Source organism: Roseospirillum parvum (assembly GCF_900100455.1).
Classification (GTDB): domain Bacteria; phylum Pseudomonadota; class Alphaproteobacteria; order Rhodospirillales; family Rhodospirillaceae; genus Roseospirillum; species Roseospirillum parvum.
In genome coordinates, this window is the sequence record NZ_FNCV01000004.1 from 113569 (window position 1) to 136565 (window position 22997).

Here is a 22997-nt window from a genome sequence, read left to right on the forward strand (position 1 = left end):
GGTTCGGGGGCAAGGCCCCCGAGGTGATGGCGCGGGGGTTCGGGGGCGACGCCCCCGATCATACGCCCGCGGTGCGCCGTTACTCCGCCGCCTGGGCCGAGCCGGTGTCCTTGCCCTTGTTGGCCTCGGCGTCCAGCGGCGGCAGGCCGGCCAGGTGGCGCAGCAGGTTGTAGCGCTGGTCCACTTCCCGCTCGGCCTTTTCGAGCAGCTTCTTGTAGCCCTCGGGGTCGGCCTTGGCGGTCACCTGGAAGCGGCCTTCCCCGGCCATGTAGTCGGCCAGCGGGCGCGAGCGCGGCTTGCTGTCGAGCGTCAGCGGGGCCTTGCCGGTGGCCAGCTTGCGCGGGTCGTAGCGGTACATCGGCCAGTAGCCGCTCTGCACCGCCAGCTTCTGCTGGCCGATGCCGCACGACAGGTCGTAGCCGTGGGCGATGCAGTGGCTGTAGGCGATGATGACGCTGGGGCCATCGTAGGACACCGCCTCGTTCAGGGCCTTCACCGTCTGGGCGTCGTTGGCCGCCGAGGCGATGGAGGCCACGTAGACGTGCCCGTTGGAGATGGCGATCATGCCCAGGTCCTTCTTGGGCAGCGCCTTGCCGGCCACGGCGAACTTGGCCGAGGCGGCGATCGGCGTGGCCTTGGACTGCTGGCCGCCGGTGTTGGAGTAGACCTCGGTGTCCATCACCAGCAGGTTCACGTTGCGCCCGGAACTGAGCACGTGATCCAGGCCGCCGTAGCCGATGTCGTAGGCCCAGCCGTCGCCGCCCACGGCCCACACCACCTTTTCCACCAGGTAGTCGGCCAGCGATTCGAGCAGCCGCGCCTCGGGCTTCCTGATCTCGGCCAGCCGCTGGCGCAGGGCGACCACGCGGCGGCGCTGTTCGGCCACCTCGACCTCGCCCAGGCTGCGGGCGTGGGCCATCAGGCCCTCGACCAGCTCGCCGGGGATGTCGCCGGCCAGCACGCCGAGGAGGCGCAACGCCTCGGTGCGGTGCTGGTCGATGGCGACGCGGAAGCCCAGGCCGAACTCGGCGTTGTCCTCGAACAGCGAGTTGGACCAGGTGGGGCCACGCCCGTCGGCATTGGTGGTGAAGGGGGTGGTCGGCAGGTTGCCGCCGTAGATCGACGAACAGCCGGTGGCGTTGGCGATCAGCAGGCGGTCGCCCCACAACTGGGTGATCAGCTTGAGGTAGGGCGTTTCGCCGCAGCCGGCGCAGGCCCCGGAGAACTCGAACAGCGGGGTCATCAACTGGGTCGAGCGCACGTCGGCGCGCAGCTTGCTGCGGTCCTCGGCGGGCAGGGTCTCGAAGGCTTCCCAGTTGGCGCGCGCCGTTTCCACCACCTGCTCGGTCTTGGGCTGCATGACCAGGGCGCGGCGCTCGGGGTTTTCCTTGTCCACGCCGGGGCAGACCTCGACGCACAGGGTGCAGCCGGTGCAGTCCTCGGCCGAGATCTGGAAGACGTACTGGCCGCCGCCCTTCAGCATCGGCTTGTACTGCATGGTCTCGGGCAGGGCCTGGGCGGTTTCGTCATCCACCGTGGCGGCGCGCAGGGCGCCGTGCGGGCAGATCATCACGCACTTGTTGCACTGGGTGCACAGGGCCGCGTCCCAGGCGCACACCTCAAGGGCGATGTTGCGCTTCTCCCACTTGGCGGTGCCGGTGGGCCAGGTGCCGTCGATGGGGAAGGCGCTGACCGGCAGATCGTCGCCGCGCCCGGCGATCAGCTCGCCGCAGACCTTCTGCACGAACTCCGGGGCCCGGGGCGAGATGGCCGGCGGGCGGGGGTGGCCGGTGATGGCGCTTGGGACGCTCACCTCTTCCAGGTGGTTGAGGGCCTGATCGACGGCCGCGAAGTTGGCCTCGATCACCGCCTGGCTCTTGCGGGCGTAGGTCTTGGCGATGGCGTCCTTGATGCGCGTGATCGCCTCGTCGCGCGGCAGCACGCCAGAGAGCGCGAAGAAGCAGGCCTGCATGATGGTGTTGATGCGCCGGCCCATGCCCACCTCGCCGGCCACCGAGTTGGCGTCGATCACGTAGAAGCGCAGATTGCGCTCGACGATGACCTTCTGCACCTCGGCCGGCAGCTCGTCCCACACCTCGTCCTTGTTGAACGGGCTGTTGAGCAGGAAGGTGGCGCCGTTGGCCGCCTGGGCCAAAACGTCCTGCTTGTCCAGGAACTCGAAGTGGTGGCAGGCGATGAAGCCGGCCTCGCTGACCAGATAGGGGGCGCGGATGGGGCGCGGCCCGAAGCGCAGGTGCGAGATGGTGTTGCCGCCCGACTTCTTCGAGTCGTAGACGAAGTAGCCCTGGCCGTGAAGGTCCGAGCCCTCGCAGATGATCTTGATCGAGTTCTTGTTGGCGCCCACCGTGCCGTCGGCGCCCAGGCCGAAGAACAGGCAGCGCTCGACGTCGGCCGGCTCGATGGAGAAGCCGCTGTCCACGTCCAGCGACAGGTGGGTGACGTCATCGGTGATGCCGACCGTGAAGACGGGCATCGGCTCGGGCTTGGCCAACTCGTCGAACACCGCCTTGACCATGGCCGGGGTGAATTCCTTCGAGGACAGCCCGTAGCGGCCGCCGACCACCACCGGCGCGGTGACCGTGGGCAGGCCCTTGGCGCGGGCTCGGTGCAGGGCGCCGACCACGTCGAGGAACAGCGGTTCGCCCACCGTGCCGCTTTCCTTGGTGCGGTCCATGACGGCGATCGACCGGGTGCTGACCGGCAGGGCGGAGACGAAGGCATCGACCGAGAAGGGGCGGAACAGGCGGACCCGGATGACGCCCACCTTCTCGCCGCGCTCGGCCAGGAAGTTGACCGTTTCCTCCACCGTCTCGCCGCCCGAGCCCATGATGACGATCACCCGCTCGGCATCCGGCGCGCCGCTGTAGTCGAACAGCGAGTAGCGCCGCCCGGTCCGCGCCGCCAGATCGTCCATGGTCTGCTGCACGATCTCCGGGGTGGCGTCGTAGAACGGGTTGCGCGCCTCCTGACCCTGGAAGAAGGCGTCCGGGTTCTGCGAGGTGCCGCGCAGCACCGGGGCGTCCGGGGTCATGGCGCGGGCCCGGTGGGCGCGCACCAGATCGTCGCTGACCAGGGCCTTGAGGTCGTCGTCGGACAACTCGGCCACCTTGTTCACCTCGTGCGAGGTGCGGAAGCCGTCGAAGAAGTGCAGGAAGGGCAGGCGGCTCTTCAGGCTGGCGCTGTGGGCCACCGCCGCCATGTCGTGGGCTTCCTGCACCGAGCCGGCGGCGAGCATGGCAAAGCCGGTCTGCCGGCAGGCCATGACGTCGGAATGGTCGCCGAAGATGGACAGGGCGTGGGTCGCCACCGTGCGCGCCGAGACATGGATCACGAACGGCGTCAGCTCGCCGGCGATCTTGTACATGTTCGGGATCATCAACAGCAGGCCCTGCGAGGCCGTGAAGGTGGTGCCCAGCGAGCCGGCCTGGATGGCCCCGTGGCAGGCCCCGGCGGCCCCGGCCTCGGACTGCATCTCGACCACCTGGGGGACGTCGCCCCACAGGTTGGTGCGGCCCTGGGCCGACCATTCGTCGGACCATTCGCCCATGTTGGACGACGGGGTGATGGGATAGATCGCCGCCACCTCGCTCAGGCGATAGGCCACCGAGGCGCAGGCCTCGTTGCCGTCAACGGTGATCATGGTCGGCCTGGACATGCTTTCCTCCAAACTCGAAAACGGACCCTTGACGGGTCCGGCGGGTTCTTTTTGTACACGATGGGCGCTTCGCGCGACACATCCTTATAATTGCCGCACCTGCGAAAGGGAACACCAAATTTCGGGTTTTTTGTGCACCGCCAAAAGCCCCGGGAAAGTCGCTTTCCCCTTGCCTGCCAGCCTGATCGACCAGACATGAAAGTGCCATGACATCCGCCAATTTCACCCCCGCCACCGCCGGCCTCGCCGGTTCGGATACCCCCCCACCGGCCAGCGCCCCGCGCGACACCCCGGCCGGCGCCCGCCTCGTGCTGGGCATCGAGGGGATGCACTGCGCCGCCTGCTCGGCCCGCCTGGAGAAGGTGCTGGGCCGCGTTGAAGGGGTGGCGGCGGCACGGGTCGATCTGGCCAGCGAGCGGGCGCGAATCGACCTCGCCGATCCGCCGGCCGAGGAAGGCGCCCTGTTCCGGGCGGTGGAGAAGGCCGGTTTCACCGCCGTCCCGGTGGCCGACGAGGAAAGCCGGCTGATCGAGGAGGACCGAAAGGCCGCCTATCGCCTGCGCCGCGACCGCGCCATCCTGGCCCTTGCCGCCCTGCTCGCCGCGCCGCTGGTGGCGCCCATGCTGGCCGCGCCGCTGGGCCTTGAGATCGCCCTGCCCGGCTGGCTGGCCCTGCTGCTGGCCAGCGCCGTGCAGTTCGGCATCGGCGGCCGCTTCTACGTAAGCGCCTGGCGCTCGCTGAAAGGGGGCGGCGCCAACATGGACGTGCTGGTCGCCCTGGGCACCTCGGCCGCCTGGGGGGCGAGCGCCTTCACCGTGCTGTCGGGCGGCTCGGGGCCGCTGTACTTCGAATCGGCGGCGGTGGTCATCACCCTGGTTCTGCTCGGCAAGCTGCTGGAGGCGCGGGCCAAGCGCAGCGCCGCCGGGGCCATCCGCGCCCTGATGAACCTGCGCCCGGCGACCGCCCGCATCGAGCGCGGCGACGGGGTGGTGGAGATCGCCGCCGACCTGCTCGACCTGGGCGACGTCATGGTGGTCCGCCCGGGCGAACGCTTCGCCGCCGACGGCCGCGTGCTCGACGGTCACTCCCAGGCCGATGAATCGCTGCTCACCGGGGAAAGCCGGCCGCTGGAGAAGGGGCCCGGCGACGCCATCATCGGCGGGGCGGTCAACGGCTCGGGCCGGCTCAAGGTGGAAGTCACCGCGCTGGGCACCGACTCGGCGCTGGCCGGCATCGTGCGCGCCGTCGCCGAGGCCCAGGCGGCGCGGCCCCGGGTGCAGGCCCTGGTCGACCGCATCAGCACCATCTTCGTGCCGACCATCGTTGCCGTGTCGCTGCTCACCCTGGCCGTGTGGAGCCTCGGCCTGGGCCAGCCCCAGGCCGGCTTCGCCGCCGCCGTCGCGGTGCTGGTGGTGGCCTGCCCGTGCGCCCTGGGGCTGGCCACGCCGACCGCCCTGATGGTCGGCACCGGAGTGGCGGCGCGGCACGGCCTTTTGATCCGCGACCCGGACGGGCTGTCGCGGGCCCGCGGGCTGGCCGCCGTCGCCTTCGACAAGACCGGCACCCTGACCGAGGGCAAGCCGACCCTGGCCGGCCGCCACGCCGCCCCCGGGGTCGACCCGGCCGAGCTTCTGCGCCTCGCCGCCGCCGCCCAACAAGGCAGCGAGCACCCCCTGGCCCGCGCCGTGCTGGCGGCGCACCAAGGCAGCCCGCTACCCCAGCCGGAGAGTTTCGAGGCGCTGCCCGGGCGCGGCCTGTCGGCCACCGTCGAGGGGCGCCGGCTGCTCATCGGTGGCGACCGGCTGATGACCGAAAAGGCCATCGACACCACCCCCCTGGACACCACCGCCGACCACGCCCGCCACCAGGGCCACAGCCTGCTGTGGATCGCCGAGGAAAACACCGGCGGGGCCCGCCTGCTCGGCCTGCTCACCGCCCACGACCCCCTGAAGCCCGGCGCCGCCCAGGCGCTTCAGGCGCTGAAAGCGCGCGGCCTGAAGGTGGCGGTGCTCTCCGGCGACAGCCCGGACGCCGTCGCCGCGACCCTGAAAGGGCTGCCCGTCGACCTCATCCGAGCCCACATCCTGCCAGCCGACAAGGCCGACGAGATCGCCCGCCTGCGCCACCAGGTGGGCGGCCCGGTGGCCATGGTCGGCGACGGCGTCAACGACGCCCCCGCCCTGGCCGCCGCCGATCTGTCCATCGCCATCGGCCAGGGCAGCGACGTGGCCCTTGAAAGCGCCGCCCTGACCCTGATGCACGGCGAGCCACAGGCGGTGGCCACCAGCCTCGACCTGGCCCGGGCCATCCACCGCAAGATCGCCCAGAACCTGTTCTGGGCCTTCGGCTACAACGTGCTGGCCGTGCCCGCCGCCGCCGCCGGCTACCTCAGCCCGATGATCGCCGGCGCCGCCATGGCCTTCTCCTCGGTCAGCGTGGTCAGCAACGCCCTGCTGCTGCGCCGCTTCCGAGCCGACACCAGGGGCGAAGGCAAAGGGGCGCTGCCCCTTTGAACCCCGCCGGGGGATCGAAGGCGATCCCCCGGACCCCCTCCATTTCGTTGGAGCGAAACGCAGGGGGCGCAGTGGGGGCGACGCGCCCTGGCGCCCCTTTTTGTTGTCGCGGGCCAGCGAAGCTGGCCCGCAACCAACCCCAATCGTTTCCGGCTCGCTGCCGGCGTTCCCCTCCAACGAATTGGCGGGGTCCGGGGGGACCCTGTCCCCCCGGTGGGGGTGTGCGGGGGCAAGGCCCCCGCGTTTGCGCCACCCGGCGATTTGCGAGACGATCCAGGAGGCGGTTTCCCTTTCCAGGTCGCCGCAGGCGGTTTGCACCGGCAAAGGGGCGCTGCCCCTTTGGACCCCGCCGGGGGATCGAAGGCGATCCCCCGGACCCCCTCCGTTTCGTTGGAGCGGAACGCAGGGGCAGGGCCAAATTCAGACGGTGTTTGGGTGCAGGCCAGCTTTGCTGGCCTGCGAAACAACCAAGGACAGGGAACACCGTCGGTGCATCGCGCCCTGGCGCCCCTTGTTGTTGTCGCGGGCCAGCGAAGCTGGCCTGTAATCAGCCTCAATCGGCCCCGGCTCGCTGCCGGCGTTCCTCTCCCACGAATTGGCGGGGTCCGGGGGGACCCTGTCCCCCCGGTGGGGGGGCGGGGGCAAGGCCCCCGCGCTTACGTCACCCGGCGATTTGGGAGGCGATCCAGGAGGCGGTTTCGGTTTCCAGGTCGCCGTGCATGGGCAGGCTGAGGACTTCGCCGGAGAGGTGTTCGCTGAGTGGCAGGCTGCCGGGTCCGTCGCCGTGGTCGCGGTAGGCGGATTGCAGGTGCATGGGCAGCGGGTAGTAGACGGCGCTGGGGATGCCGGCTTCTTTCAGGCGGGCGGCGGTGGCGTCGCGCTCGGGCAGGCGGATGGTGTACTGGGCCCAGGCCGAGGTGGCGCCGGGGCGGCGCGGTGGCGGGGTGACGTTGGGGGCGTTGGCGAGGCCTGTGTCGTAGGCCCGGGCGGCGGCTTCGCGGACCTCGAGCTCGCCCGGGAAGGCGGCCAGCTTGACCCGCAGGATGGCCGCCTGGAGGGTGTCGAGGCGGCTGTTCACGCCGACCCGGACGATGTCGTACTTGGCCCCTCCCTTGCCGTGCTGGCGGATCGAGGCGAGGGCTTGGGCCAATTCGGCGTCGTCGGTCAGCACGGCGCCGCCGTCGCCGTAGCAGCCCAGGGGCTTGGCCGGGAAGAAGCTGGTGGCGGTGGCGTCGGCCAGGGTGCCGACCTTCTTGCCGTCCAGGCTGCCGCCGAAGCTTTGCGCCGCGTCGGCCAGCACTTTCAGGCCCTCGGCGCGGGCGATGGCGTTGATCCGGGGATAGTCGGCGGGCAGGCCGAACAGGTCGACGGCGATGATGGCGCGCGGCGTGAGGCGTCCGGCGGCGCGGGTCTGGGCGATCTTGGCTTCCAGATCGGCGGGGTCGAGGTTGAAGCTGTCGTCGACCTCGACGAAGACCGGCCGGGCGCCCAGCAGCAGCACCGCCTCGGCGGTGGCGGTGAAGGTGAAGGAGGGCACGAAGACGGCGTCTCCCGGGCCGATGTTCCAGGCCATCAGGACGACCATCAGGGCGTCGGTGCCGCTGGCCAGCGAGACGGCCTGGCCGGCCCCGGCGAAGGCGGCCAGCTCCTCCTCGAAGGCTTCCACCTCGGGGCCCATGATGTAGCGGCCGTGGGCCAGCACCTCGGCGATGGCGCGGTCGAGCTCGGGCTTCAGGCGGGCCTGCTGGGCGGCCAGATCGATGAAGGGCAGGCTCACGCGCGGTCTCCTTGCGGGGGGGGATCAAGGGGGGTCAGGGTGCCGTTGTCGTCGCGGTAGCGGTCGCCGGTGCGCGGGCAGACCAGGGTGCCGTCGGTGCTTTCGGTCAGCCGTTCGCCGGCCCGCCCGACCCAGCCGGCCTGACGGGCCGGGGTGCCCAGCATCAGGGCGTGGGCGGGCACGTCGCGGGTGATCACGGCGCCGGCCCCGATCAGGGCATAGGCCCCGATGGTCACCCCGCAGACGATGGTGGCGTTGGCCCCGATGGTGGCGCCGGTGCGCACCAGGGTGGGGGCGAACTCGCTCTTGCGTTCGATGAAGGCGCGCGGCGTGCGCACGTTGGTGAAGACGCAACTGGGACCGCAGAAGACATCGTTCTCCAGGGTGACGCCCTTGTACAGGGCGACGTTGTTCTGGATCTTGCAGCCGGCGCCGACCGTGACATCGGGCCCGATCATGACGTTCTGGCCGACCACCGAGCCGGCCCCCAGGCGGGTCCCGGACAGCAGGTGGGCGAAGTGCCAGATGCGGGCTCCGGGGCCGACCTCCACGCCGTCATCGATCACCGCCGTGGGGTGGGCGAAGAAGTCGGCGCTCATGGGGTGGCTCCGTTCAGCTCGACCGGCTGGCCGCTGGCCAGCGAGCGCTGGCAGGCGTCGAGCACCTTGAGCACGCCCAGGCCCTCGGCGGCGTCGGACAGCGGGCGGCGGCGATGGGCGACGCACTCGAGGAAGTGGGCGCATTCGTTGCGCAGGGGTTCGGCCTCGGCGTAGGGCAGGGGCTCGGCGTTGGCTTTGTCGATGGCCGGCAGGGCGCCGTCCCAGCCCACCCGGTGGCGGTACAGGCGCAGCTTGTCGGGTCCCTTGGCGACGTCGTCGAAGACCGCCATGGCCTGGCTGCCGACCACCACCAGTTCCTGGTCCTTGTAGGGGTGCAGCCAGGAGACGAAGAGGTGGGCCTGCAACCCCTCGCCGAAGCTCAGGTGCGACAGGGTGGTGTCGGCCACCGGCGGGGCGAGGTAGGTGCCGCCGTTGCTGACCACCCGGCTGGGCAGGCGGCCGGCCAGCTTGAGGATCATCGAAATGTCGTGCGGGGCGAACGACCACAGGGCGTTTTCCTCGCGCCTTATCTTGCCCAGGCTCAGGCGGTTGGAGACCACATAGCGCAGCTCGCCCAGGCGGCCCTCGGCGACGGCGGCGCTCAATGCCTGGAAGGCCGGGTGGTAGAGCAGAAGGTGGCCGACCATCAGGGTCAGCCCGGTCGCCTCGGCCTGATCCTTCAGGCGGGCGCCCTCGGCGACGTCCAGGCACAGGGGTTTTTCCACGAAGACATGCTTGCCGGCCGCCAGGGCCTGGGCGACCAGGGCGCCGTGGGTGGCCGCCGGGGTGGCGATGGCCACCGCCTCGATGGCCGGGTCGGCCCAGATGTCGGCCACCTCGGCGTGGGCGGCGGCCTCGGGGTAGAGGGCCGACTGGGCGGCGCGGGCTGACTGGTCGGCCTCGCACAGGGCGGCCAGCGCCCCCAGGGCGTGGAAGTTGCGGGCCAGGTTCTTGCCCCAGTGGCCGGTGCCGATGACGGCGGTGCGCGGAAGTTGGGTCATGAGCGGGGGGCGCAGTCCAGGAAAGGGGAGGCTTTGATGGCTCGGGATCATCCTTCAGACGCCGTTCGCGGGCAAGGGGGCATCCCCGCCCAGTCGATGCCTCGGGCCTCCAGGTAGGCGGCGTGGAAGAAGGCCAGCGGGCTGGCCGCGCCGCGCGGCTCGGTGGCGACCTGCCACCAGGGCCATGTGGCGTAGCTGCACAAGGGGTCGGTGAACCAGGTCAGGTAGCGGGTTTCGAAGGTCCGCCAGCGGGCCCGGCCGTCGGGCAGCGGGGCGTGGGCCGCCTTGGCCAGCCAGCGCACCGGGCGCATCCAGGCCGGTTGGATGCGCAACGGGTTGATCGGCAGGTCGCGCCACACCCCGCCCCAGTTGGTTTCGGTCAGGACCTCCCGGTAAAGGGTCTGGTCGCGTTTGGCGGCCAGTGGCGCGGCGGCCCAGAAGTCGAGGGCCGGGCGGTCCCACAGGGGCAGCCACCAGTCGAGTCCCAGGGCCTCGTAGCAGCGCTGGCCGTTGATCACGTACTTGGCCTGACGGTTGTGGAACTCGGTCGCCTCGAGCAGGCCGTGGTCGCCCAGCGGGCTGTCGGGCAGGTCACCGAGGCGGCGCACCTCGGCGTCCAGCAGGGCGCGCACGGCATCCAGGCGGGGGGCGTCGAGCAGGCAGCGCCAGTGCTTGAAGTGCTTGGCCAGCAGGCCGTCGACGATGCGCCTCAGCCGGGCCTCGGGCGACAGCCCATGGCCCGGCGCGAACAGGCTGGCCGGGATGTGGTTGCCGGAAATGAAGTCGCCCGTCTGGCCGTTGACCACCACCGCGTCATCGGGCACCTCGCCGGCCTGTTTGAGGGTGCTGAGGGCGGCGAAGTCCTGGGGGAAGGGGATGGCGGTCAGACTGTCGGCCTGGGCCCAGTAGCGGCGGTGCCCGGGGCTGGACATGATCCGGCGGATGCCGCGGTTGGTGTAGGGCACGAAGGTCCAGGGCAGACCCAGGCGGTGGGCGATCCGGCGGCTGATGACGGCCTCGCGGTTGCCGGCCCGGCCGTAGGCGAAGGTGCGCACGTGGGGGTAGCCGGCGGCAACCAGCCCGGAGGCGATCATCCGCGAATCAAGTCCGGCCGACAGGGGAACCAGGATGGGCCGTCCGGCGGCGTGGCCGATCAGCCGCTGGATCAGACGTTCGTGCACCTCGGCCAGGGGGCGGCGCAGGTCGTCGGGGTCGACCGCGTCGGGGGCGAAGGGCCGCCAGCGGTGATGGGTCAACGGACGAGCGGTGACGCGGCCCTCCGGGCCGGCGTCGAGCAGCAGGGCCTGACCGGGGGTGAGCGCCCGGATGGCCGGATAAAGGGTCGCCTCGCCCACCGTGTAGCCGGCCAGGGCGAAGGCGATGACCTGATCGGGGTCGGCATCCCCGGGACCCAGGCCGAGGCGCTCGGCCAGCGGCGGCCCCTCCTGGGAGAGCCAGAAGTGCCCCTGGGCCTCGGCCCACAGCAGGGGGCGGCTGCGCACCCGGTCCACCGCCGCCAGCAGCCAGCCGGGGCCTTGCGCGACCAGGGCGAAGAAGCCGTCGAGACCGGCCAGCCACGCGGTCAGGCGGTCCGGGTCGGGGGCCTGCGTGCCGCCCAGGGCGACCAGCTCGGCGGCCAGGGTGGCTGGATCGCGCCTCAGCTCGGCGCCGGCCCACCACAGGGTCAGCTCTCCGTGCCGGTGGTGCGTCCAGCCCGGGGTGGAGTCAAGCAGCGGGGTCCAGGGGGCGGCGGTGGTCATGCGGGAAGGGGGGGCGGGGTTTCAAGGGCCTGGAACGGCAACGGCGCCGGCCCATGGAAGGCCGGCGCCGCGCCCTGGTCGGAGGGACCGGAAGACAGTCTACAGCGAACGCACCCCGTTGAGGAAGCCCTCGACCACCCGGCGCATGCTGGTCGCCTGCTCGGACAACTGACCGGAGGCTTCCAGCACCTGTTCGGCGCCGCTGCCGGTTTCCTGGGCCGCCTGGGTGACGCCCAGGATGTTCTCGGCCACCTCGTTGGTGCCGGCGGCGGCCTGTTGGGTGTTGCTGGCGATTTCCTGGGTCGCCGCGTTCTGTTCCTCGACCGCGCTGGCGATCGCCGAGCTGATCTCGTTGATCTCGCCGATCACCTTGACGATGTGCTCGATGGCATCGACGGCGGCGTTGGTTTCGTTCTGCACCGCGTTGATCTGCTGGCTGATCTCCTCGGTCGCCTTGGCGGTCTGGTTGGCCAGGCTTTTCACCTCGTTGGCGACCACGGCGAAGCCCTTGCCGGCCTCGCCGGCCCGCGCCGCCTCGATGGTGGCGTTGAGGGCCAGAAGGTTGGTCTGGTCGGCGATGTCGGTGATCAGGGCGACCACCTCGCCGATGCGGCTGGCCGAGGTGGCCAGCCCGCGCACGATGTCGTTGGTGCGCTGGGCCTCGTCGGCGGCGTTCTGGCTGATCTTCGAGGAATGGACCACCTGACGGCTGATCTCGCTGATCGAGCTCGACAGCTCTTCCGCCCCGGAGGCCACCGTCTGCACGTTGGTCGAGGCTTCCTCGGTGGCCGCCGCCACCGCGGTGGCCTGCCGGTTGGACTGCTCGGCGGTGGCCGAGAGGCTTTCGGCGGTGGCGCGCAACTCGGTCGAGGCCGAGCTGACCATTTCCAGCACGCCGGAAACGTTGGCGTCGAATTCCTTGGTCAACTCCTCCATGCGCCGGGCCCGGGTTTCGCGGGCCTGTCGCTCGGCTTCCTGGGCGGCGGCCATCTCCCGGTTCTTCTGCATGTTCTCCTTGAAGACCAGCATCGACTTGGCCATCTCGCCCACCTCGTCCTTGTGGTCGGTGGCCGGGATGTCGACCGAGAGGTCGTTTTCGGCCAGCCGGCGCATGGCGGCGGTCATCGCCCCCACCGGTCGCGCGATGCCCGAGCCGATCAGGAAGGCAGCGGCGATGGCGAAGACGGCCGCCACCACGGCGACGATGATGGTGGTGGTGATGGCCGCCGCGATGGCCGCCTCGGCCTCGGGCCCCAGTTGGTCCTGGCGCTTGATGACGTCGAGCTTGAAGTCCTCGATCTGGCTGGCGACCAGGGGGCCGAGGCGATCCAGTTCGCCGCTGACAATGGCGTTGCGCGCGCTGATGGCGGAAAAGGCGGCCCCGAAGGCGGTCCGGTAGGTGTCGATCAACTGGCCGGCCTCGGTGGCCAGCCGGCGCCGCTCGGGGTTCTGCAGCGAGGCCAGAAGGGTGCCCTGACCCTGCTCGGCGCTGTCCAGCTCACGGATCGCGCGGTCGTGGTCGGCCTGGCTGTTGCTGTCCAGGTAACGGAAGGCGTAGAGCCGGGCCAGCAGCAGGTCGCGCAGCACCAGCCCGGCCAGATAGGCCGCCTCGGCGTCGGCGTCGCGGTAGGCCGAGCGCATCACCTCGGTGAGGTTCTGCTCGATCCTCGGCCCGGCCTCGTCCATCACCTTGACCTGGGCGTCGCGTTCGCCCTGCCTCTGGACCACCTGGGCGAAGCCGGCGCGGTATTTGTCGATGTTGGCCACCACCTCATCGAGCAGCTTCAGGCGCTGCGGGTCATCGACCATGCCCCGGGTTTCCTTGGCGAACTCGAGGGTGGCGTCGCCGCGCTCCTGCACCGTCTTGATGGTGGCCTGATCCTGGGTGCGCAGGAAGTTGATGACCCCCATGCGGGTCAGCAGCATGTTGGCCTGGACCCGGCCCACCTCGTTGGCGGCGCGGGCGAGGCCCCGGTATTCGTTGAAGGAGGACCCCACCGAGGTGAGGGCCAAGCCGGCCACCACGCCGATCAGGACGAGCAGCAGGACGGCGACGCCGAAGCCGCCACCGATCTTCATGCCGATGCGAATGTTATTGAGGAATTTCATGGAGTGCTTCCCTGTTCCCGTGGCGTGCCGCCCCCGCGCCGCCACCCTCGATCACCGACCCCGTGCCGCCCGCTTCAACTGCCGCCCGTTGGGGTCGGATGACGGCGCGACGGCCCGTTCAAACAAACGTCACCAGAAGGATTTCCGCCGATGCCAGCGGCCACCCCGCGGGTCACTTCCTGGGACATCCCCTGGAATATCCCCTGGAATATCCCTTGGGGCACCCGGTATGCGGGCCACCGGTCCGCCGTCGAGGCCCGATATCCGCGCCCTCTGCAAGCCGGAAGAACCCCAGGAAACCACCACCAGAGGTTAAGGCGACAATGCTCTAAAAGCTACATTAAATTGCCTGAATTCGGATAATCCGGGCCGCTTCCGGGGGCTTCCTCATAAGCGTTTCGCGCCGCGCCGCCCGGGCTGGACCACCGCCAGTCCGACCCCGACCACCGCCACCGCCATGCCGACCAGGGCCAGCGGCCCCATGCGTTCGTCGAACAGGGCCCAGGCGATGGTCGCGGTGACCGGGGGGACCAGATAGAACAGGCTGGCCACCCGCGACACCTCGCCGCGTTTGATGAGGAACATCAACAGGCTGATGGCACCCACCGAGAGCACCACGACCAGCCAGGCCAGGGCGCCGATGAACTCCCAGGTCCAGTCGATGCGCCCCTCCTCCAGCCCCAGGGCCAGGGCCGAGGTGACGATCAGCGCGCCCAGGAACTGCATGGCGGTGCCGGTGCGCAGGTCCATGCCGGCGGCGAAGCGTTTCTGGTAGAGGGTGCCGGCGGTGATGCCGACCAGCGCCCCCACCGCCGTGCCCAGGCCCAGCGGATCGAGCCCCGAGCCAAGGTTGCCGCCCGCCTTGTCGAGCACCACCAGGATCACCCCGCCGAGGCCCAGGGCGAGGCCCAGCCACTGGCGCGGCCCCACCCGCTCGCCGAGCAGCGGCCCGGCGACCAGGGCGGTGAGCAGCGGTTGCAGGCCGACGATGAGGGCGGCCAGACCGGCCGGGATGCCGCGGTCGATGGCCATGAACACGCCGCCCAGATACAGCCCGTGGACCAGCGCCCCGACCACCATCTGATGCCCCGCCTGGGCGCCCGAGCCGGGCCACGGGGCGCGCCACAGCAGCGCCAGCGGGACCAGCAGGAGCAGCACCACGGCGAAGCGCACGGCCAGGAAGGTCAGCGGCTCGGCGTGGGGCAGGCCGAACTTGGCGCCGATGAAGCCGGTGCTCCACAGCAGCACGAAGAGCACCGGCGCGAGGCCGGCCAGCCACGCCCCCCTTGCCCGTGGGTCAGTGCCCGCCGGCACGGCGCGCCTCCACCAGGTCGAGCCAGCCGTCGATCAACGCTTCCGCGTCGCGTCGGGACTGCCTGAGGTGGCTCCTGAGCTGGCTTTCGAAGGCGGCCAGCACGTCGGGGCGGCGCCGCCCCAGGTCCTGGTGGTTGTACCGCAGCCACTCGCGGACGATGTCGGCCGTGACCTCGAAATGGCACTGGAAGCCATAGGCGGTGTCGCCCAGCCGGAAGGCCTGGTTGGGGCAGTCGTCGCCGCTCAGCAGCAACTCGGCGCCGGGCGGCAGGTCGAAGGTGTCCTGGTGCCACTGCATGAACACCGGCTCGGCGGCGAGGCGGCCGAGCAGCGGGTCGGCCCGCCCGGCCGGGGTGCGGACCAGCGGCACCATGCCCACCTCAAGGCGCTCCATGCGCCGGGCCTCGGCGCCGAAGGCCTGGGCCATCAGCTGCGCCCCCAGGCAGACCCCGAGCACCGGCCGCCCGGCGGCGTGGAAGGCAGCGATCAGGGCGCGGATGGGCGGAAAAGCGGGATGGCCGGCGTCGTCCCACGAATCCTGCGGCCCGCCCATCACCACCAGGGCATCGTAGGGGCCGGGGCTGTCGGGCAGGGCGGCCGGCTGGTGCGGCGCCGTGGAGTGGTAGCCCTGGTGCGGGTTGAGGCTGTCGTAATAGCCCTCGCGCTCGAAGATGGCCTGGCCGATCAACCCCGGGGGGTCCAGCTCGTCGTTCAGGATGACCAGGATGTGCACGGGAAAACCTCAGGCAAGGAGGGCAAGGGCGGCTCAATCGAGCGGGGTCATGATCTCGTGTCGCTTCAGCGCCGCGTCCACCCCTTCCAGCACCACGCCATCGTAGCCCAGGTCGAGCAGGGTGGCGAAATAGCGCCCGACCAGCTCCTGCCAGTCGGGATGGGTGAAGTCGGTGTAGTAGCGCCCGGGGAAGCCGGGCACCCGGCCGATCAGCCAGGACGGATTGCCGATCCCCCAGTCCTTGTTCCAGTAGGGCCGGGAATCGTCGGCGATGGCCACGTCGAGCTGGGCCAGCAGCAGGCGCCGGGCGCCCAGGCGCTTGAACTTCATGTCCAGCACCTCGTCGGCGCCCAGGGCCCGGCTCTTGCGCCACATGGGATCGACGATGACCGCGTCGTAATTGGTCTCGGCCACCGCCAGGGCCCATTCGCGCGGGCTGGCCCAGGCGGCGCCGTCGAGCAGGACCAACAGGTTGCGCGCCTCGGCCAGGGCCTCCACGTTGTCCGAATTGAGGAACGGCGGATCGCCCGGCGGGATGCTTGCGAAGGAGACCAGCGGCCCCGGCTGGATCAAAAGATGGATCGGCATCTTTTCGTCCGCCGCGCGGCGCAGGGCCTGGTTGGCGGTCTCGCGGTCGGGGCACTGCTCGACCACCATCACCCCCATGCCCAACCCGCGCACCTCGGCGATCAGCTCCAGGTCCTGGTTGACCAGACTGCCCCGGAAGGGGCTGACCGGCACCTCCGGCTCCTCGTCGGTGATGATGCCCTTGAGGTCCTCGGGGTCGGGCGGGGCGTTGGTCGGGTCGCAGAACAGGGTGTCGATGACCACGCCATCCAGACGCCGCACGTAGTTGCGGTGCAGGTCGCCGGGACGGGGGGCGGCGTCGGGGGTGGGCAGGGCGTTGGGCGGGGTTTTCAGCTCGAACAGTTGCTGTTCGCGCACCGTCTGCACGGTCAGTTGCAGGCCGTTGCGGGTCAGCACCAGCAGGCCCGGGTCGCGGTTGTGGGCGTAGTCGGCCAACACCGCGATCATGTCGCGCAGGCGTTCGGCGTAGTTGGGAATTTCGATCCGGGGAATGTCGAGCGGCAGCGGCTCGTCCTCGGGCTCGGCCAGCACCCGGCCGTCAACCCGCACCTGCCCCTCGGGCGGGCGGTCGCCCTGGGCCCGCTGGGCGACCGCCGGGGCGGCCAGCAGCAGCAGCCCGGCCAGCCCGAGGCCGGCGGCTGTCAGCAGGGAACGGGGAGCATTGGGGTCAGCCAAGAAGCCGCATCTCCGCCACGGTACGGGCGATCGCCAGACAGGCGGTCAGACCGGGCGACTCTATGCCGTAAAGGGCTACGTATCCGTTAACTCCGGTGGTCTTGGGGTCCTGAAGGGCGAAATCGGCCGCCGGCTCGCCGGGGGCCTGGATCTTCGGCCGCACCCCGGCGTAGGCCGGGCTCAGGGCGTTGTCCGGCAGTCCCGGCCAGTAGCGCCGGATGGCCTCCGCGAAGCCGGCCGCGTCCTCGGCCGGCACGGTGTAGTCGAAGCTGCCGTCGGCCCGCGGCTCGATCCACTCAACGTCCGGCCCGAAGCGGCCCTGGCCGCCCAGGTCGCGGGTGTAGTGCAACCCCAGGCTGGCCGCCTGGGGCAAGGGGTAGATCAGGTGACTGAAGGGCGCCCGGCCGAGCAGGCTGAAATAGCGCCCCTTGGCGGAGTGCTGGGGCGGGATGGGGGCGCCGGGGGCGCCGCTCAGGGCCCGGGTCAGGGTCTGCGCCCCGTGGCCGGCGCAGTTGACCACGCTGCGGGCCTGTAGGGTCATCGGCTCGGCGCCGCCGACCTCCAGGGTGATCCCCGCCGCGCCGACCGCCCCGCCGACAACGGGCGCGTGGGCGACGAACAGGCCGCCCGCCGCCTCCAGGTCGCCGAGCAGCGACAGCATCAGGCCGTGGCTGTCGAGAATGCCGGTGGTCGGCGAGTGCAGCGCCGCCACGCAGGCCAGATCGGGTTCGCGGGCCCGGGCCTCGGCCCCGGAGATCAGCGGCAGTTCGACCCCGGCGGCGGCCGCCTTGGCCTGCACCGCCTTCAAGCCGGCGATCTCGCTTTCGTCGGCGGCGACGATCAGCTTGCCGCAGGGCTCGTGGTCGATGCCGCGCTCGGCGAGGTAGGCGTAAAGCAGGGCCTTGCCGGCCACGCACAGCCGCGCCTTCAGGCTGCCCTCGGGGTAGTAGACCCCGGCGTGGATGACCTCGCTGTTGCGCGAGCTGGTTACCGTGCCGAAGGTCTCCAGGGCCTCCAGCAGCAGCACCTCGCGGCCCCTTTGGGCCAGCTCGGCGGCCACAGCCAGGCCGACCACGCCGGCCCCGACGACCACGCAATCGACCGCCTCGGCCGCCGCCATCAGGTGATCACGTCCGGCGCCGCGCGGCCGGTGCGCCCGGGGATGTCGGCCAGTTCGCGGGCCGCCTGGATGAGGTCGGCCAGCAGGTCCTGGGCGTCGCCCCGCTGGGCCTCGGGGTCGGCCTCGTAGCGCTCCAGATAGACGCGCAGGGTGGCCCCCGAGGTGCCGGTGCCGGAGAGGCGGAAGACCATCCGGGCGCCGCCCTTGAACATCACCCGCAGCCCTTGGCCGCTGGCCGTCGAGCCGTCGACCGGATCGGTGTAGGCGAAGTCGTCCGCCTGGGCCACGGTGAAGCCGCCGATGGTCTGCCCGGGCAGCCCGGGCAGGCGGGCCTTGAGGGCGTCCATCAGGCCCTGGGCGGCGGCGCTGTCGAGGCCCTCGTAGTCGTGGCGCGCGTAGACGTCGCGCCCGAAGCGGGCCCAGTGGGCGGCCAGCAGGTCGCCGACGCTCTCGCCCGGCCGGCGGGCCAGGATGTTGAGCCAGAACAACACCGCCCACAGGCCGTCCTTCTCGCGCACGTGGTCGCTGCCGGTGCCGAAGCTTTCCTCGCCGCACAGGGTGGCCTTGCCGGCATCGAGCAGGGTGCCGAAGAACTTCCAGCCGGTGGGGGTCTCGAAGCAGGGCACGCCGAGCGCCTCGGCCACCCGGTCGGCGGCCCGGCTGGTCGGCATGGAGCGGGCGATGCCGGCGATGCCCTTGGCGTAGCCGGGGGCCAGGGGAGCGTTGGCGGCGAGCACCGCGAGGCTGTCCGAGGGGGTGACGAAGGCCTTGGGCCCGAGGATCATGTTGCGGTCGCCGTCGCCGTCGCTGGCCGCCCCCAGGTCGGGGGCGTCGGGGCGGTTCATGATCGCCACCAGCTCCTTGGCGTGGGCCAGGTTGGGGTCCGGATGGTGGCCGCCGAAGTCTTCCAGCGGGGTGGCGTTGAGCACGCTGCCGGCCGGGGCGCCCAGGCGGTTTTCCAGGATCTCCCGGGCATAGGGGCCGGTGATGGCGTGCATGGCGTCGAACACCACCCGGCGCCCTTGGGCCAGGGCGGCGCGCATGGCGTCGAAATCGAACAGGCTTTCCATCAGCGCGGCGTAGTCGGCCACCGGGTCGATGACCTCGACCGTCATGCCGCCCAGGGTCTGGGTGCCCAGACGGTCGAGATCGACCGCTTCGGCCTCAAGGGTCCGGTAGCTTTCGATCTCAAGGGTTCGGGCGTGGATGGCGTTGGTCACCGCCTCCGGCGCCGGGCCGCCGTTCCTGATGTTGTACTTGATGCCGAAGTCCTCGTCCGGCCCGCCCGGGTTGTGGCTGGCCGACAGGATCAGCCCGCCCTTCAGGCCGTGCTTGCGGATCACGCACGAGGCGGCCGGGGTCGACAGCAGACCGCCCTGGCCGACCACCATGCGGCCCACCCCGTTGGCGGCGGCCATCCTGAGGATGGTCTGGATGGCGGTGCGGTTGAAGAAGCGTCCGTCGCCGCCCAGGGCCAGCGCGGCGCCGGCCAGGGGCAGATCGTCCAGGCCGTCGATGACGTCGAACACCGCCTGGACGAAGTTCTCCAGGTAGTGCGGCTGCTGGAACACCTTGACCTTCTTGCGCAGGCCCGAGGTGCCCGGCTTCTGCCCCTCGAAGGGGGTGGTGGGGACGCTCAGGATGTCCATCAGGCCGTCTCCGCCGCCACCGAGGGCCGGCCGACGCAGGAATAGGCGAAGCCGGCGCGGGCCATCTCGGCGGGTTCGTAGATGTTGCGCAGGTCAACCATCACCGGCGCCTTGAGCAGGCTTTTCACGCGGCCGAGGTCGAGGCTGCGGAACTGGTTCCACTCGGTCAGGATGACCAGGGCGTCGGCCCCTTCGAGGGTGGCGTAGGCGTCGTCCCGATAGTCGAGGTCGGGCATCAGCTTTTTGGCCTCGTCCATGCCCTCCGGGTCGTAGGCCCGCACGGTGGCCCCGGCGGCCTTCAGCGCCGGCAGAATGGACAGGCTGGCGGCGTCGCGCATGTCGTCGGTGTTGGGCTTGAAGGTCAGGCCGAGCACGGCGATGGTCTTGCCGGCCACCGAGCCGCCACAGGCGGCGATGATCTTGTCGGCCATCGCCTTCTTGCGCTTGTCGTTGATGTCGACCACGGTTTCCACGATGCGCAGCGGGCTGCCCGAATCCTGGGCCGTCTTGACCAGGGCCACGGTGTCCTTGGGGAAGCACGAGCCGCCGTAGCCCGGACCCGGATGCAGGAACTTCTTGCCGATGCGTCCATCGAGGCCGATGCCGCGCGAGACATCGTGCACGTCGGCCCCCACCTTCTCGCACAGATCGGCGATCTCGTTGATGAAGGTGATCTTGGTGGCCAGGAAGGTGTTGGCCGCGTACTTGATCAGCTCCGAGCTTTCCAGGCTGGTGAAGACGATCGGCGTCTCGATCAGGTAGAGCACCCGGTAGAGTTGGCGCATCACCTCCTGGGCGCGCTCGCTCTCGGCCCCGATGACCACCCGGTCGGGGCGCATGAAGTCGTTGATGGCGCTGCCCTCGCGCAGGAACTCGGGGTTCGAGCACACGTCGAAGTCGGCGTCGGGGCGGGTTTCCTTGATGATGCGCGCCACCTCGCGCCCGGTGCCCACCGGCACCGTCGACTTGGTGACCACCACCGTGTAGCCGCTCATGGTTTCGGCGATCTCGCGCGCCGCGCCGTAGACGTAGGAAAGGTCGGCATGGCCGTCGCCGCGCCGCGAGGGCGTGCCGACCGCGATGAACACCGCCTGGGCGCCTTTCATGGCCTCGGCCAGGTCGGTGGTGAAGGACAGCCGCCCGGCCTTCACGTTGCTCGCCACCAGGGCATCGAGCCCCGGCTCGTAGATCGGGATCTCGCCGCCCTTCAGCATGTCGATCTTGGCGGCGTCCTTGTCGACGCAGACCACCTCGATGCCGAATTCGGAAAAACAGGTCCCGGAAACCAGGCCGACATACCCGGTGCCGATCATCGCAATGCGCATGTGTGGGAAACCCTATGGTGGTGCGGGCGGGGACGAAGGGGAAGGCCACCGTGCCCTAAAGCTTGGCGGCGATCTCCTTCAGATAGGCGGCGACACCGTCGCGCAGATCGGGCCGATCCAGCGCGAACGACACGGTGGCCTTGATGAAGCCGGTCTTGTCGCCGCAGTCGAAGCGGGTGCCGTCGAAGCGGGTGCCGTGGAAGGGAATCGTGCCCAGCGTGGCGGCCATGGCGTCGGTCAACTGGATCTCGTTGCCGGCCCCGGGCTCCTGCCTTTCCAGCATGGGGAAGATGTCCGGGGTCAGCACGTAGCGGCCGATGATGGCCAGGGTCGAGGGCGCCACCTCGGGCCTGGGCTTCTCGACCAGCCCGGCCGCCTCGGCCAGCCGCCCGTCGTCGCTTTTCACATCCAGGATGCCGTAGCGGTTGGTGTGCTCGCGCGGCACGTCCTCCACCGCCACCACGTTGCCGCCGGTCTTCTCGTGGGCCTCGATCAACTGGCCGATGCAGGGCTTCTCGGACAGGATCAGGTCGTCGGGCAGGATCACCGCGAAGGGCTCGTCGCCGACAAAGGCGCGGGCGCACCACACCGCGTGGCCCAGGCCCAGCGGGTCCTGCTGGCGGGTCGCCATCACCCGCCCCGGCTCGGGCATCGAGCCCAGCAACTGGTTGAGGGCCTCGTCCTTGCCCTTGGCCTTGAGCTGGGCCTCCAGCTCCGGCGCGTGGTCGAAATGCTCGACCAGGGTCGCCTTGCCGCGTCCGGTGACGAAAATGAAGAACTCGATGCCGGCCGCCTTGGCCTCCTCCACCGCGTACTGGATCAGCGGCTTGTCGACCACCGGCAGCATTTCCTTGGCGATCACCTTGGTCGCCGGCAGGAAGCGCGTCCCCAGACCGGCGACCGGAAACACCGCCTTGCGAACGGGCTTGGACATGTCGATCAATCTCCCTTCTTCAAGCGACGAGGTATTGCCACGCCCACCCCGACGAGGCAACCACCGGAACCGGCCGAAACCGCCCCGACACGAAAAGGTAACACAGTCGGCGCCCCAAGGCCCGCCGCGCCGCCCGGCAATCGCCTGCCGCCCCGCCCGGCAACCGCCCGCCGCCCCGCCCGGCAACCGCCCGCCGCCCCGCCCGGCAACCGCCCGCCGCCCCGCCCGGGAAGCGGCTGCCCGGAAAGTTAGGGAGTGCGAAGGGGAGAAACAAATATTGCGAGTGAGATGCATTAGCGATATGGTCCCGGCTCTTCCAGGAGGGCTCCCCAATGAACCAGATCACCCCAACCCCCGCGGACGTGCCGGTCGAAGCGCCCGGCGTGGCCGCTCTCAATGGCGTTTCGGAAACGCTGTTGATCCCCCTCGCGGCGCGGGCCAGGGGCTCGGCGGCGCGCTCGGTGGCGGACTTCACCGACCCCACGGCCGAGATGCTGTGCCGCCGCTTCCAGGTGGACATGATCCGCTACGCCGCCCACTGGCCGACGGTACGCGGCACCCTGTTGCGCGGCGCCTGGTGTGATGCGCGCTGCATCGACTTCCTGAGCCGCCACCCCGAGGGCACGGTGCTCAATGTGGGGGCCGGCCTCAACACCGCCTACGAACGGGTGGCGGCCCGCGTGCCCGACGGAGGCTGGCGCTGGATCGACAGCGACGTGGCCTCGGTCATGGCCCTGCGCGAGACGGTTTTCGACGATGACGCGCGGCGCGCCAGCCGGGTTCTGGACGCCACCGACGCGACCGCCCTGGCGCAGCTTCTGTCGGGCATCGACGGGCCGCTGCTGATGCTGGCCGAGGGGGTGCTGATGTACCTGCCGCCGCCCGCCATCCACGCCCTGTTCAGCCGTCTGGCCGACCACCCCGGCGCCGAGGCGGTGTTCGACTGGTGCTCGCCGGCGATGGTGCGGCGCAGCCGCCGGCACCCGGCCCTGGCCCGCATCCGCGACAGCAGCGTGGTCTTCCAGTGGGCCCTGTTGCGCCCCGAGAACATCGCCGACCACGACCCCCGCTGGCGGGTCGTCGACCAGACCAACGCGCCGATCTCCGGCGCCGGGCGGCTGCCGGCGGCCATCGGGGCGCTGCACCGCCTGCTGACCGGCGGCCGGGAGTTCTACGGCTGCGCCCATATCCGGGCCGAGGCCACCGCCCCGGCGGCCTGAGGCG

Annotated in this window: 15 protein-coding genes; 2 read left to right on the forward strand and 13 right to left on the reverse strand. The window is 70.8% G+C overall.

Annotated features, from left to right (window positions below):
• Window positions 1–79: 79 nt before the first annotated feature.
• Window positions 80–3676 (reverse strand): pyruvate:ferredoxin (flavodoxin) oxidoreductase, encoded by a 3597-nt coding sequence (nifJ, locus tag BLR95_RS07470; RefSeq protein ID WP_176787705.1) that lies wholly within the window; start codon window positions 3674–3676, stop codon window positions 80–82.
• 206 nt (window positions 3677–3882) lie between these two features.
• Between nifJ and BLR95_RS07475 the strand changes: the two genes are divergently transcribed.
• Window positions 3883–6189 carry a heavy metal translocating P-type ATPase gene (locus tag BLR95_RS07475; RefSeq protein ID WP_092617766.1) on the forward strand — a complete coding sequence of 769 codons (2307 nt, stop codon included), beginning with the start codon at window positions 3883–3885 and terminating at the stop codon, window positions 6187–6189.
• 661 nt (window positions 6190–6850) lie between these two features.
• Here the strand turns inward: BLR95_RS07475 and BLR95_RS07480 are convergent.
• The 12 genes from BLR95_RS07480 to galU all read right to left on the reverse strand — a co-directional run bounded on the left by BLR95_RS07480 (window position 6851) and on the right by galU (window position 21773).
• Entirely contained in the window at window positions 6851–7966 is a 1116-nt protein-coding gene (locus BLR95_RS07480; protein ID WP_092617769.1) for a DegT/DnrJ/EryC1/StrS family aminotransferase, read from the reverse strand.
• Window positions 7963–8565 carry an acyltransferase gene (locus tag BLR95_RS07485; protein ID WP_092617772.1) on the reverse strand — a complete coding sequence of 201 codons (603 nt, stop codon included), beginning with the start codon at window positions 8563–8565 and terminating at the stop codon, window positions 7963–7965. The genes BLR95_RS07480 and BLR95_RS07485 overlap by 4 nt, the downstream gene beginning before the upstream one ends.
• Complete coding sequence (locus BLR95_RS07490) at window positions 8562–9566, reverse strand: Gfo/Idh/MocA family protein (protein ID WP_092617775.1); 1005 nt, start codon at window positions 9564–9566, stop codon at window positions 8562–8564. Before BLR95_RS07490 ends, BLR95_RS07485 begins: the two co-directional genes overlap by 4 nt.
• A gap of 47 nt (window positions 9567–9613) precedes the next feature.
• Window positions 9614–11326 (reverse strand): asparagine synthase-related protein, encoded by a 1713-nt coding sequence (locus tag BLR95_RS07495; protein WP_092617778.1) that lies wholly within the window; start codon window positions 11324–11326, stop codon window positions 9614–9616.
• Between the two features lie 99 nt (window positions 11327–11425).
• Window positions 11426–13435 (reverse strand): methyl-accepting chemotaxis protein, encoded by a 2010-nt coding sequence (locus tag BLR95_RS07500; protein ID WP_092617780.1) that lies wholly within the window; start codon window positions 13433–13435, stop codon window positions 11426–11428.
• 387 nt (window positions 13436–13822) lie between these two features.
• A complete protein-coding gene (locus tag BLR95_RS07505; RefSeq protein ID WP_218119512.1) occupies window positions 13823–14749 on the reverse strand; it encodes a DMT family transporter in 927 nt (308 codons plus the stop codon).
• On the reverse strand, window positions 14733–15482 hold the full coding sequence (locus BLR95_RS07510; protein WP_092617784.1) for a type 1 glutamine amidotransferase: 750 nt from the start codon (window positions 15480–15482) through the stop codon (window positions 14733–14735). The genes BLR95_RS07505 and BLR95_RS07510 overlap by 17 nt, the downstream gene beginning before the upstream one ends.
• A 33-nt stretch (window positions 15483–15515) precedes the next feature.
• The gene (locus BLR95_RS07515) at window positions 15516–16745 is read right to left on the reverse strand and encodes a hypothetical protein (protein ID WP_092617787.1); all 1230 of its coding nucleotides are present in this window, start codon (window positions 16743–16745) and stop codon (window positions 15516–15518) included.
• A complete protein-coding gene (locus BLR95_RS07520) occupies window positions 16738–17865 on the reverse strand; it encodes an NAD(P)/FAD-dependent oxidoreductase (RefSeq protein WP_092617790.1) in 1128 nt (375 codons plus the stop codon). Before BLR95_RS07520 ends, BLR95_RS07515 begins: the two co-directional genes overlap by 8 nt.
• Window positions 17865–19514: an alpha-D-glucose phosphate-specific phosphoglucomutase gene (locus tag BLR95_RS07525; RefSeq protein WP_176787707.1), complete on the reverse strand. Its 1650-nt coding sequence runs from the start codon at window positions 19512–19514 to the stop codon at window positions 17865–17867. Before BLR95_RS07525 ends, BLR95_RS07520 begins: the two co-directional genes overlap by 1 nt.
• Window positions 19514–20839 carry a UDP-glucose dehydrogenase family protein gene (locus BLR95_RS07530; protein ID WP_092617796.1) on the reverse strand — a complete coding sequence of 442 codons (1326 nt, stop codon included), beginning with the start codon at window positions 20837–20839 and terminating at the stop codon, window positions 19514–19516. The genes BLR95_RS07525 and BLR95_RS07530 overlap by 1 nt, the downstream gene beginning before the upstream one ends.
• Window positions 20840–20894: 55 nt before the next feature.
• The gene (galU, locus tag BLR95_RS07535) at window positions 20895–21773 is read right to left on the reverse strand and encodes a UTP--glucose-1-phosphate uridylyltransferase GalU (RefSeq protein ID WP_092617799.1); all 879 of its coding nucleotides are present in this window, start codon (window positions 21771–21773) and stop codon (window positions 20895–20897) included.
• A gap of 332 nt (window positions 21774–22105) precedes the next feature.
• Here galU and BLR95_RS07540 point away from each other — a divergent pair, with 332 nt between their 5' ends.
• The gene (locus BLR95_RS07540; protein ID WP_092617802.1) at window positions 22106–22993 is read left to right on the forward strand and encodes a class I SAM-dependent methyltransferase; all 888 of its coding nucleotides are present in this window, start codon (window positions 22106–22108) and stop codon (window positions 22991–22993) included.
• Window positions 22994–22997 lie beyond the last annotated feature (4 nt).